Raw genomic sequence first — 12,180 nt, forward strand, 5'->3', positions numbered from 1 at the left:
CTCGTTATTTAAGTATTTGTTTGTTATTATAGGTTAGCTGTACTTTTCCTTTTAACTGTTGCCCAAAGAACGGTGAATTAACCGATTTGGAGCGATTATTTTTATTACCGTATTCCCACTCCGTTTCGGTGTCAAAAAGCACCAGGTTGGCCCGCTCTCCTTCAGCAATAACCGGTATGGTTACACCCAGTATCTCGCGCGGGTTAATAGCCAGCTTTTCAACCAGCAGCTCCACCGGTAAACCTGATAGCAGGGCCAGCGGCAACGCGGTCTGGAAGCCGGTTATGCCATATTCCGCTACTTCAAATTCCACATCTTTAAATTCCACTTCGTGCGGGGTATGCTGACTTACAATGGCATCAATCGTGCCATCTTTAAGCCCTTTTATCAACGCCAAAACATCATCTTTGGTACGCAGCGGTGGTTTTACCTTGTACATGCTATCGAAACCCATCAGCGCCTCGTCTGTAAGTACCAGGTGGTGCGCGGCTACGTCGCAGGTAACTTCCAGGCCTTTACGTTTGGCTTCGCGAATGAGCTCAACCGAACGGGCGGTTGATATGGTGCTGAAGTGGATTTTTGATACGGTATATTCGGCCAGGTAAAGGTCGCGCGCTATCATCAGCTCTTCGGCCAGCGATGGGATACCTTTCATGCCCAGCAAAGTACTTACTTCGCCTTCATTCACTTTGGCTTTACCCGCTATGGCGGTATCCTCGGGGTACGAGAATACCAGGGCATCAAAGCCCTGGGCATACAATAAGGCACGTTCCATCAAACCGGCATCCTGTACAGGGCGATTGCCATCGGTAAAGGCACGGGCACCGCTCAGGTACATATCATATAGTTCGGCCAGGTCTTTCCCTTCGCGTTTGTGCGATATAGTTCCTAAAGGATACACGTCAACCAGGTTATTTTTGGCGCGGTTTAGCAGGTATTCTATCTCGGCTTTGGAATGTACCGGCGGGGTGGTGTTGGGCATCAGCGCTATACCGGTAAAGCCACCGGCAGCGGCGGCGCGTGTGCCCGAGTGCATATCTTCTTTGGTTTCCAGTCCCAATTCGCCTATATTACAGTTCAGGTCGAAAAAACCGGGCGATACATATTTACCCTCGCCATCTACCACTTCGGCATCGGCCTCTATATCTTCGGCAATGCGGGTGATCACCCCATTTTCAATTAAAATATCGGTAACTTGTTGATGAAAGGCTGATCCGGGATCAAGAATGGTGGCAGATTTGATAAGCAAATTCATGAGCAAGCTTTAAGGATTTGTATGGAATTATTTTAGTATCAAGTAGCGAGTATCAGGTATCAAGATTTTTTTCCGGGAGTTTATTTCTTTCAGTATCAGGTTGTAAGTAACCAAATAGCTTCTTGCTTTTTTCTTGATTCTTGACTCTATCATCTTGATTCTTGATTTAGATCAAACAGGCTGCTTTACGGCTTGTTTACCCGGGTTAAAGTACCTGATCAACAAAATTTCGGCGGCCAGAAAAATCAATGCCAAAATTATACAAAGTTTCCATAATTGTGTGCCAAAATTTGTTTCGGTTACAATACCTTTTAGTGAAGCCTTACCACCTGTTAATAAGGTGGTTGAAGCAGGCATCAGCTGTTTAAGGTCGGCCTGGCTCAAATAACTCATGTCAGATTCGCTGCGGTTATCGTTAAAGGCCAGCGTAGCCAGCGTGCTATCCTGCTTTTTCAGCGTATAGATCCCGGTTTCGCGCAACTGGTCAGACAGGTATAGCATCGTACTCCCCTCCTGCTGTCGCACATCCGGAATGGAGCTTTGGTCGCCTTTCACCAATTTAAGTAATTGTTTTTCGGTAAGCTGCACTGGCGGGATTTCCAGCGTTTCTTCCTGACCCAGGGTGTAAAACAAAGGCAGATCGTGCCCGCTTAGCAGAGCTATGCGGAATAGCGCAGGCACAAAAAGGGCATGCCGGGGTAAGTTGCTGTATGCTTCATCAAGCGGTACAGCGGCTACATAAACTTTACCATGCCCAAAGTTATTTCCAGCCCAAAAGGTTTGTCCGCCGCTTAGTTTCATCAGGTTATCTGCCCCTCCAGCGGAGTTACTTAACTGGTAATATTTTTTAATCACCGGCAGATCGGGATTTTCAGGAAAATTCTCGAATACATTTTTAAACACCGGGCTTTGTCTGTTCAGGGTTGATACTTTGGTGGCTTCTGTCAGTAGCTTTTCGGGCCAGGCAGCATTCATCGGCTGCAAAAACGCACGGTAATTAGCCAGATCGGCATCAGCGGCAGGGAAAACAACCAGCGTACCGCCTTTGACAACATAGGTTTTTAATTGCTGCGCCAAACCCGTTGATACGGCTTTTACATCACTGATCACCACAATGGGCAAGCTATTGAGCCCCGCGTAATTCACATTTCCATCGGGCACGCGCTGGGCGGCAAAAAATGGATCCGAAGCAAAAACAGCTTTTAAATAGGGATTGGGTATACCGCCATCAATCAGCAGTACCGGCATTTGCGCGCTTACATTAAAGCTGAAGTAGAACTTATTATCAAACGTAACGGGATTATCCTGTAATTCAACAAGGCCTTGCTGCCAGCCGGCTTGCAGCCCCATAAAGGCCAATGTATCAGTTTGTACCGCGCGTGCCGGGAGGGTATAGCTCCCCAGAGCCTTTTGTACACCATTGATGGTGACTTTCAGCGGGACTTTATCAGCTTTTTCGCCGGCGTAATTATGCAGGCGAACCACCAGTTTTTCGTTTTCGCCTGGACGGTGTACGGCGCTTAACAACCAGACAGAATCAACCGCCACATTTGGCAGGTTACTGGATTTAAGCTGTATAAGACTGGTGGTTATACCGCTATCTGTTTTTAAGGGCTTGCCGGCCATATTTTTTTGAAGATCGGAGATGATATAAGCCGATTTGATAGCGCCCGGCTGTTCAAGCAACAGGTTTTGCTGCCGACTGATAATCTGCTGCAGGGTACGGCTTTGCGCGCTGATCTTTACCTGGTCAACCGCGTCATTAAATTCATCGCGACTGAGCAGGCGCTGGTGTTTGCCCTCAAAATCCTGCGTAAGCAGCTGAAAACGATCATTGATATTGTAGGCCGAAGCGATCTCCTTGGCTTTTTGTTTGGCATCATCCAGCAGCGAGCCTTCGCGGTTAAGGGTTTCCATGCTGTAGGAGTTATCTACAAAAATACTTACCGCGTTTTGACGGCCGGTGTTGTTTGAATTTTGCCCTGGCAAATATGGCCTGGCAAAGGCCAGCACCAAAAAAAACAGGGCCAGTAAGCGTGCAGCGAGTATCAGCCTTTCCCTTAAATTACGGCGCGATGCCTGCTGCTCCCGGATCTCCTTTAAAAATTGCACATTGCTAAAATTCACCTTCTGAAACTTACGGAAGTTGAACAAGTGGATGATGACCGGGATAGCTAACGTGAGCAATGCAAATAAAAAAGCCGGATATATAAAGCGCATATTTTATAAGTGCAATAGGCAGATATACAAATGTGCGAATAAATGTGCATATTTCAGATGTGCGGGTGTGCAGATGATGGTCTTTTCCTGTTTTTTAGACGTACTGGTGGTGGATAGATTATAGCCAGGCTATCGACTTTTGCTCAGCGTCATCAGTTAAGTTTTAAAACAAAATGCCATTCGCATTCTTTTATTATGAAAAGCATTTTGAAAAAATGGAATGGCATATCGGTTGTTCGGGATTTCATTATAAAGATTGGAAGGGACGTTTTTATCCCAATGATCTGCCGCAGCGTAAATGGTTCGATTATTATTGCGAACATTTTAAAACGTTGGAGCTTAATGTAACCTTTTATCGTTTTCCGCAGCTTTCGTTTCTCCAAAACTGGTACGCTAAAAGCCCTGCTGATTTCCGTTTTGCGGTAAAGGCCCCCCGCGCCATTACCCATTACAAAAAATTCAATGATACAACAGAACTGATCACCAGTTTTTATGACACCATTAATCAGGGATTACAGGAGAAACTGGGGCCCGTTCTGTTTCAACTGCCGCCCAGCTTTACTTACGATGACGAAAAGCTTGATCGCATTATCAACAGCTTAAATCCTACTTTTAAAAATGTACTGGAGCTGCGCCATGTAAGCTGGTGGAATGATTCCGTTTACCAAAAACTGGCTAAACATAACATCACCTTTTGCGGCATGAGTCACCCGAGTTTACCGGATGATGTGATCCAAAATACGCCTGTAATTTATTACAGGTTTCATGGTGTGCCGATATTGTACCGCTCGCCTTATTCTAAAGATTTCCTTAAAAAGATCATTGATATTGTAAAACAAAACCCTAACACACAAGAGGGCTGGTTTTATTTTAATAACGACTTTGATGCCACCGGTGTCGATAACGCAAATGATATGATCTCTTTGTCTAAATAATTTTTTAATCTCAACAATTAAATACATTTTGCTGCCGGATTTTAAACTACTTATTTATCTATGGAATTTAGACGATTAGGAGAAACTAAACTTGCCGTTTCTGTGATAACATTTGGCGCCTGGGCCGCCGGTGGCTGGATGTGGGGCGGCAATGACGATAAAGAAGCCATTGAAGCTATGCGCGTATCCTACGATATGGGCATCACCTCTATTGACACGGCCCCTATTTATGGGCAGGGCAAAAGTGAAGAACTGGTTGGTCAGGCTATAAAAGGTTTGCCGCGCGACAAAGTGCAGATCCTCACCAAATACGGCATGCGCTGGGACCTGGCCAAGGGTACATTTGGATTTAAAAGCCAGGACAACAGCGGCAAGGATATAGATATTTACAAATATGCCGGTAAGGAAAGTATCATATTGGAGTGCGAAAACAGCCTCAAACGTTTAGGTACCGATTATATAGACCTGTATCAGATCCATTGGCCGGACGCCTCTACGCCTATCGAAGAGACCATGGAGGCTATATTACGATTGAAAGAACAAGGCAAAATACGTGAGGCTGGTGTAAGCAATTATGATATACAGCAAATGGCCACCGCCGAAAAAACTATCAAGCTGGCATCAAACCAGGTACCTTTTAGTATGGTGAACCGGGATATTGAAGACGAACTGATCCCCTATTGCATCGAAAATAAAAAATCGATCCTGGCTTATAGTCCGCTGGAGCGTGGCTTGCTAACAGGTAAAATAAAACCAGGACATCAATTTGATGCTGGTGACCACCGTGCGGGCGTAAAATATTTCCGGGAAGAAAATATCAAACGGACCAATGAATTCCTGGCCAAAATAAAACCCCTGGCCGACGAAAAAGGCGCCACCCTGGGTCAGTTAGTAATCCGCTGGACCATCAACCATCCGGGCATCACCATAGCCCTTGTAGGTGCCCGTAATGCTGCACAAGCTAAACAAAATGCCAAAGCCATCGAGATACATATTAATGGCGAGGAAATGGAATTTATCAACAACCAATTGAGCGATCTGGAGATTGCGGGATAAAGCTTACTGTCATGCTGAGCATAGCGAAGCATCTGTTATACGACTGGCATATTGAAGAAGATCCTTCGTTCCTCAGGATGACAAAATATAATTATGAATAAACCAAAAAGAGCGGTACCAAATGGGCCGCTCTTTTTGGTTATTCATCGCGATGTCTTCTGTGTTTCTTCTTTTTCTTTGATTTTGACGAAGAAGACTTGCTTTTCTTTTCAGATTTCTTAGTAGTAGTTTTCTTTTCCGTGTTCTGCTTAACAGGCGTAGCTGCAACCGTCACTTTCTTATCGGCCACATCCGTCGAATCTTTGCTCAGCTGTTTTACGGTGAACTCATTGCCGCGTAAGCCATATTCCAACTGGCGTTTAGCACCTGTGGGTTTAGCTTCTTTTCCGCTACCACTGTAAATCGGAAATTCGCGCATGAGCTTACCATCACGGATATAAAAATTATCACTCCCCCGGTAACCTTTACGTTGTGAGCTGTTCAACCTTGGGAAATCGAGCTTATTGGCTTTATTGTTACTGAACTCAAAAGCGTAAATACTGGCATAATTAGTAGTATCTTTTGATTTGGCCTGAATCAGGATCTCGGGATTACCATCCAAGTCCATATCGGCATTGTACACATCAACTATGGCCCCATCCAGATCACCGGTGGTTGTGGTGTATTTTATGGCCGATGAATCGGAATGCAGGATCATGAACGAACCCGCGTCCTGCGAACCACGCCCCCAGCTCAGTATATCATAACTTTGGCCCGGTGATACTTCTATCAGCTTATGAAACCTGAAAGGCGGCATCAACTCCAGTTTTTTAGCAAGCGGCGTGGTTGTGGCAGGCTTCTGTTGGTTACCACCGCAACCTGCTATTACCGCCCCTGTTAATAACGCGAAAAGATAAAATCTGTTGGTCATTTTATTTGCAGGATATGATCTTAATTATATAATGTATCGGCAGTCAGCTCGGCTTTTTGTTTGCCTGGTGCATTGATGAATACTTTTAAAGTATTTGGGCCACCTGCATCAACATATTTTAAGGTAACCTTATGATAACCTTTTAACAATGGCACAGCGCCTTCCTGTTCGGTAACGGCATGCTTACCATCATTATCAACCACCGGCTGGTCATCGATCAATAATACCGATCCATTACCCGAAAGGGTGGAAAACCCGTAATTGCCATCAGCATCAATATTTAAATAACCCGAATAAATAACGCCGTATTTACCTTTGCTTTTCCGGAAATCAATAGTGCTGAAAGTTTTAACAGCGCCGCTATCGGCAGCCGGTAAATTGGTTAACTGGCTGGTAGCCGTATAGCTACCCGGAAATAGCTGGTATTTTACACCCCGTGCCGATCCCGTATAATTAACGGCCGCCATAGGCGCTTTATTATACACTACCGTACGGGTTACCACGCTCCGTTTACCCGATGGGGTGATCACTATGGTTTGCAGCTCGCGATACTGATTGAGCGGAACAGAAAGGTTTACCGGGATGGTATAGATCAGATCGGTTTCGCGCGGCGTATAGCCGTCAATGGTATAGTATATTTTTGCCCCTTCTACCGATGGTTTTAAGGTAGCATTCAGTTGCGAACCTATCATTACCGTATCTTTAGCGCCAATAGCTACCGGCACACGGTAATTGATATTATTTTTATCTAACCAGGCTAAATGACCGGGCAAACGGGTTTCTGAAAAATCCTTAAAATTCTTGTTGGCCAAAGGCGACCACGCCACTTCCGACAGCGCCATCAACCGCGGCAGCAGCATATACTCTACCTTGGCATCGGTTGGTATATATTCTGTCCATAAGTTGGCTTGTACCCCTTCTATATATTTTTGCTCTGCGGCGGTCAAAACGGCCGGTGTTGGATTATAACTGTATATTTTTGATAAAGGTTCGTTACCACCAATGCTCAATGGCTCCTGGCTTGGTTTACCCTGTCCATGATCAATATATAAACCGCCGCTTCCTGGGGTCATGATCACGTTATGTTTTTGCTGGGCAGCGGCAATACCACCTTCTTCACCTCTCCAGCTCATTACGGTAGCATTTGGCGCAAGGCCGCCTTCCAGTATCTCGTCCCAACCGATGATGCTTCGCCCTTTGGAGTTCAGGAATTTCTCTATCCTTTGGATAAAATAGCTTTGCAGACCGTGCTCATCCTTCAGTTTTAATTTTTTGATAAGGTCCTGGCAAAAGGCCGATTTTTTCCAGGCATCCTTCGGGGCTTCGTCGCCGCCAATGTGGATATATTTACTTGGGAAAAGTTCCATTACTTCGGTTAACACATCCTCAAGAAAAGCAAACGTTTTATCAGACGGACAATAGATATCCGGGAATACACCCCAGGTTTCAGCTACTTTAACCGGTGTACCAGGATCGCAGCCCAACTCCGGATAAGCTGCCAACGCGGCTGATGAGTGGCCCGGCATTTCAATTTCGGGAACAACATTGATATATCTGTCCGAAGCGTATTTGACCACATCGCGGATCTGATCCTGGGTATAAAAACCACCATAAGGCGTACCATCAAATTGCTGCGGGGTACGGTCGCGGTAACCGCCAATTAAGGTTTGCGCACGCATACTGCTGATCTGGGTAAGCTTTGGATATTTTTTTATTTCGATGCGCCAACCCTGATCTTCGGTCAGGTGCCAGTGGAAAGTATTTAGTTTATAGGCAGCCAACAGGTCGATGTACTTTTTAACCAGCTCGACCGAGAAAAAATGACGACCAACATCCAGCATCGCCCCACGATAACCAAAACGAGGATAATCTTCTATCTCCACACATGGAAGCTTAGCCGTAGCGCTTCTTTCCAGGGGCATCAATTGTAACAGCGTTTGCACCCCGTAAAAAAGACCGGAGCCTTTGCCGGCAACAGTTATTTGCTGTGGTGTGACAGTGAGGCGGTAACCTTCGGCAGGTAAATTATCTGTACCGGTGGCTGTTAGCTTAATGAAGTTTGCGTTCGGATGGTTTTTCATCATCGCCTTTACCACAACCGACTTACGATAGCGCATATTGTTTGCCAGGTAATCTTTAAAAAATAAAACCGCTTTGTTTGATGGTGAGTCGGCCTGGATAATGGTTTCCTCACTTAACACAAACTGACCGGAGGCTTTTTTTAGTGATACAGGAGCCGGGATGATACCCAGATTTGGGTCGGAATCCTGAGCGTTGACAACAGATGTACATACTGCAAGCAAGGCAAACAGCATTAGGGATGCTTTTTTATACATATTTATTAATCAGGTTGATACTGAATGGTGAATATAGAAGTTTTTAAAAAAATACAAGAAGTTTGGCGTGTAAAAAATCTATGCTAAAACGAATTTATAGTGATCACTACATTTTTATGGGGTCGCTTTAAGAAACCCCTACCTGCCACCATGCTGGCTATCGCACGCATCCCGTGAGGAGGGACCGTGTGAATACATCTTTTTCGATGAATTAACAATTAAAAAAAACTGCTCCGGAGGAGCAAAATGTCGGTAGCAATAATAAAAGTTAACCTCTTTTAGTGCCATAGGTACTACACTAACCGACTTGGGGTTTATTAATTCACTATTATTTGCCCCACGAAGTTAAAAAGTGACGTACCTACGGCACGTAAAAATTTCTTTTGATCCTACTTCTACCGACATTGAGCCCCTACAGGGCACATTAAAAGATATGTCCACACAGTAGCCCGTGGGGAGGGAACTAAAACGAAAAAAGCCAACTGTTTCCAGTTGGCTTTTTATATCTTTCTTAAAACCTTTTTCTTCTGTGAAGGGATGGAGTGGGATTAAGCAGTTACTACATGTTCTTTTGCGGCCAGATAGCGCTCGGCATCAATGGCGGCCATACAGCCGGTACCTGCGGCAGTTACTGCCTGACGGTAGATATGATCCTGGGCATCGCCACAGCAAAACACACCTTCCACATTGGTTTCTGTTGATCCCGGACGGGTAAGGATATAGCCGGTCTCGTCCATATTTAACCAGCCTTTAAAAATATCGGTATTAGGGTGGTGACCTATGGCTACAAAGAAGCCGGTAACATCCAGATCGGTTTCTACATTAGTTTGGTTATTGATCACCCTTACACCGGTTACACTTTGTCCATCACCCAGGATCTCTTTGGTTTCGGTATTGTAAAGGATCTCGATATTAGGTGTATTCAACACGCGATGTACCATGGCTTTTGAGGCACGGAACTCATCACGGCGAACAATCATATAAACCTTACGGGTCAATTTAGCCAGGTAAGTGGCTTCTTCGGCAGCGGTATCACCGGCACCAACAATGGCCACATCCTGCCCTTTAAAAAAGAACCCATCACAAACGGCACAGGCAGAAACGCCGAAACCACTGTATTTTTGTTCAGACTCCAAACCCAGCCATTTGGCTGATGCGCCGGTAGCAATGATCACGGTATCGGCAGTAATAGTTTTGGTATCGTCAATAACCACTTTATGCGGCAGGCTCGAAAAATCAACAGAGCTGGCATAGCCAAAGCGAATCTCGGTACCCAGGCGTTCAGCCTGTTTACGCAGGTCTTCCATCATTTCGGGGCCCATGATACCTTCCGGATATCCGGGAAAGTTCTCAACCTCGGTAGTTTGGGTAAGCTGCCCGCCGGCCAGTAAGCCAGTGTACATAACGGGTTTCAGATCGGCCCTTGAAGCATATATAGCCGCGGTATAACCAGCCGGCCCTGAGCCTATGATAAGGCATTTGATGTGTTCAGTTTCTTGAGACATTGTTATAAAAAATGTATGCGAATTTACGGTTTATCTGTCTATCAGACAAGGGCTGAATAGTCAATACTGTGCCATCATTTACCCGCATTGGCTTTCAGCACCCGCATTACGTTGCCACCCAATATTTTATCGATATCCTTTTCGCTATAGTTGAGTTTAAGCAAAGCCGCGGTTACTTTGGGATAGTCGGCAACGCTATCCATCCCCAGCGGGAATGATTCGGAGCCATCAAAATCTGAGCCTATACCCACATGATCAACACCGATCAATTTTACGATGTAATCAATATGCTGAATCAACAGACTTAAAGGTGGCCGTAGTTTATCTGCTTCGGCCTGATGCAAAGAACTTGCCTTAATAAACCCCAGATCGGCATCATGATATACTTTGCCAAGCGAATCGATCTCGGCTTTATACTTCGAATAAAAAACAGCCATCTTGGGGTTATAGGCGCTATCCACAAAACCACTGTAAAAATTCACACATACTACTCCCCCGTTTTTTGCCAGGGCTTTAAGTTGTTCATCTTTGAGGTTACGCCGGTTGGGGTCGATATTGTAAACGCAGCTATGCGAAGCGATAACCGGCTTATGAGTTGTAGCCAGCACATCATAAAAGGTACGCTCGCCTACGTGCGATATATCCACCATTACGCCCAGCTCATTTAAATGATGCACGATCTGTTTACCATAATCCGTCAGGCCTAAATGCGGCAGACTATCTTTTTTGGTCACCTCATCACGAGCCGAAGTAGCCCAGGACGTACTGTTATTCCAGGTAAGGGTTAAATACCGCATTCCGCGTTTAGCCAGACTGTCGATATAATCCATCCGGTCTTCGATCATATGCCCGCCTTCTACGCCTATCAATGCGGCCAGCTTTTTTTGATCAACCGCCTTTTTGAGCTCGGCGCTGTTATGCACCAGTGTTATTTTATTTGGATTCCGTTTGATGAGCGCATATAGCGAGTCTATTTCCTGATTGGCCTGTGCAAAAGCTGTTCCTTTACCATAATTTTCACCACACCAGATCGAGAATATCTGTGCATCAAGTCCACCCTCTTTTGCCCGCACGAGGTCGAAATTTCCAGTACTTTGCCGTTTAGCCAGATCATTTTTGGTAATCAGTTGGGTTGATAATATATCATTATGCGTATCGATCAGGATAGCTCGTTGATGTATTTGTTGCGCATTTTGGGCAGATAGTTTTAAGGAGATAAATAGTAAAGGAAACAGCAGTTTTTTCATGCTTTTAAGATAAGGTTTTAACCGTTGATTTTTTTGATTTCGCTGAATGATGATCTGTTTATCCTGGTTGATATTGATTTAAAATGTAATAAGCCCCTACACCAAGCATCAGCAAAATTCCGAGAATGATGAATACAGGGCCGAGCAATTTAGTGGTTATATTATCAATAATATAGTGTTCGATATCTGCCAGATCATAGATTACGGTAACATGATCCCCTTCGTTATAAGCCGGCGGATAAGTACCAACTTCATATCGTTTGGTCACCCATTCTTTTTCGATGGTTACATATCTTATTACCGGGTAATACAATCTCGAGCGACGCGTTCCTACCCCCCATTCTTCTTCCACGCTAAAAACCACACCATCAACCTTCGCGCCGGTTTTAAGCAGTTTACGACGTTCATTTAGCTTACCTATACCCAATACAACTAAAAAAGCGCCGCTGGCAAGCAACAAAAGTTCATCAATACTTACATTCATGACCGCTGATTTAAGTTGATTTTTGTGATTTCACTGATTGTTGCCTGCACCGGGATTAACATGATTAAAATATTTACAGGATGACAAATGCGGCAATTGTTTAAACCTTGATTTGTAGAATTAAGAGATCCGCAAGATTTTTTCTTTACCTTGTTTGCCTATTTTTACTCACCACTCACCACTCACCACTCACCACTCACCACTCACCACTCACCACTCACCACTCACCACT

The 12,180-nt window shown here is 44.8% G+C and carries 9 protein-coding genes; 2 read left to right on the forward strand and 7 right to left on the reverse strand.

Annotated features, from left to right (window positions below; translation table 11 throughout):
• Positions 1–4: 4 nt before the first annotated feature.
• Together ACNURT_RS17715 and ACNURT_RS17720 are read right to left on the reverse strand one after the other, a co-directional pair.
• Positions 5–1,255: a dihydroorotase gene (locus ACNURT_RS17715; protein WP_419698845.1), complete on the reverse strand. Its 1,251-nt coding sequence runs from the start codon at positions 1,253–1,255 to the stop codon at positions 5–7.
• Positions 1,256–1,426: 171 nt separating this feature from the next.
• The gene (locus ACNURT_RS17720) at positions 1,427–3,475 is read right to left on the reverse strand and encodes a BatA domain-containing protein (RefSeq protein ID WP_419698846.1); all 2,049 of its coding nucleotides are present in this window, start codon (positions 3,473–3,475) and stop codon (positions 1,427–1,429) included.
• A 173-nt stretch (positions 3,476–3,648) separates the two neighbouring features.
• Here ACNURT_RS17720 and ACNURT_RS17725 point away from each other — a divergent pair, with 173 nt between their 5' ends.
• Positions 3,649–4,410 carry a DUF72 domain-containing protein gene (locus ACNURT_RS17725; protein WP_419698847.1) on the forward strand — a complete coding sequence of 254 codons (762 nt, stop codon included), beginning with the start codon at positions 3,649–3,651 and terminating at the stop codon, positions 4,408–4,410.
• 60 nt (positions 4,411–4,470) lie between these two features.
• Positions 4,471–5,466, forward strand: a complete 996-nt coding sequence (locus ACNURT_RS17730) for an aldo/keto reductase (protein ID WP_419698848.1) — start codon at positions 4,471–4,473, stop codon at positions 5,464–5,466.
• 139 nt (positions 5,467–5,605) lie between these two features.
• Here ACNURT_RS17730 and ACNURT_RS17735 read toward each other — a convergent pair whose 3' ends face one another.
• The 5 genes from ACNURT_RS17735 to ACNURT_RS17755 all read right to left on the reverse strand — a co-directional run bounded on the left by ACNURT_RS17735 (position 5,606) and on the right by ACNURT_RS17755 (position 11,948).
• A complete protein-coding gene (locus ACNURT_RS17735) occupies positions 5,606–6,376 on the reverse strand; it encodes a hypothetical protein (protein WP_419698849.1) in 771 nt (256 codons plus the stop codon).
• Between the two features lie 20 nt (positions 6,377–6,396).
• Positions 6,397–8,712 (reverse strand): family 20 glycosylhydrolase, encoded by a 2,316-nt coding sequence (locus ACNURT_RS17740; protein ID WP_419698850.1) that lies wholly within the window; start codon positions 8,710–8,712, stop codon positions 6,397–6,399.
• 548 nt (positions 8,713–9,260) lie between these two features.
• Positions 9,261–10,217 carry a thioredoxin-disulfide reductase gene (gene trxB, locus ACNURT_RS17745; protein ID WP_370999391.1) on the reverse strand — a complete coding sequence of 319 codons (957 nt, stop codon included), beginning with the start codon at positions 10,215–10,217 and terminating at the stop codon, positions 9,261–9,263.
• A gap of 74 nt (positions 10,218–10,291) precedes the next feature.
• Entirely contained in the window at positions 10,292–11,464 is a 1,173-nt protein-coding gene (locus tag ACNURT_RS17750) for a dipeptidase (protein WP_419698851.1), read from the reverse strand.
• 58 nt (positions 11,465–11,522) lie between these two features.
• Complete coding sequence (locus ACNURT_RS17755) at positions 11,523–11,948, reverse strand: DUF3592 domain-containing protein (RefSeq protein WP_419698852.1); 426 nt, start codon at positions 11,946–11,948, stop codon at positions 11,523–11,525.
• Between the last annotated feature and the right edge of the window lie 232 nt (positions 11,949–12,180).

The organism is Mucilaginibacter sp. NFX135 (genome assembly GCF_048565145.1).
Classification (GTDB): Bacteria; Bacteroidota; Bacteroidia; order Sphingobacteriales; family Sphingobacteriaceae; genus Mucilaginibacter.

Excerpts from the sequence above, each read along its gene's own strand:
- ACNURT_RS17715 (WP_419698845.1), bottom strand. The coding sequence starts at position 1,255 with ATGAATTTGCTTATCAAATCTGCCACCATTCTTGATCCCGGATCAGCC.
- ACNURT_RS17720 (WP_419698846.1), bottom strand. The coding sequence starts at position 3,475 with ATGCGCTTTATATATCCGGCTTTTTTATTTGCATTGCTCACGTTAGCT.
- ACNURT_RS17725 (WP_419698847.1), top strand. The coding sequence starts at position 3,649 with ATGCCATTCGCATTCTTTTATTATGAAAAGCATTTTGAAAAAATGGAA.
- ACNURT_RS17730 (WP_419698848.1), top strand. The coding sequence starts at position 4,471 with ATGGAATTTAGACGATTAGGAGAAACTAAACTTGCCGTTTCTGTGATA.
- ACNURT_RS17735 (WP_419698849.1), bottom strand. The coding sequence starts at position 6,376 with ATGACCAACAGATTTTATCTTTTCGCGTTATTAACAGGGGCGGTAATA.
- ACNURT_RS17740 (WP_419698850.1), bottom strand. The coding sequence starts at position 8,712 with ATGTATAAAAAAGCATCCCTAATGCTGTTTGCCTTGCTTGCAGTATGT.
- trxB (WP_370999391.1), bottom strand. The coding sequence starts at position 10,217 with ATGTCTCAAGAAACTGAACACATCAAATGCCTTATCATAGGCTCAGGG.
- ACNURT_RS17750 (WP_419698851.1), bottom strand. The coding sequence starts at position 11,464 with ATGAAAAAACTGCTGTTTCCTTTACTATTTATCTCCTTAAAACTATCT.
- ACNURT_RS17755 (WP_419698852.1), bottom strand. The coding sequence starts at position 11,948 with ATGAATGTAAGTATTGATGAACTTTTGTTGCTTGCCAGCGGCGCTTTT.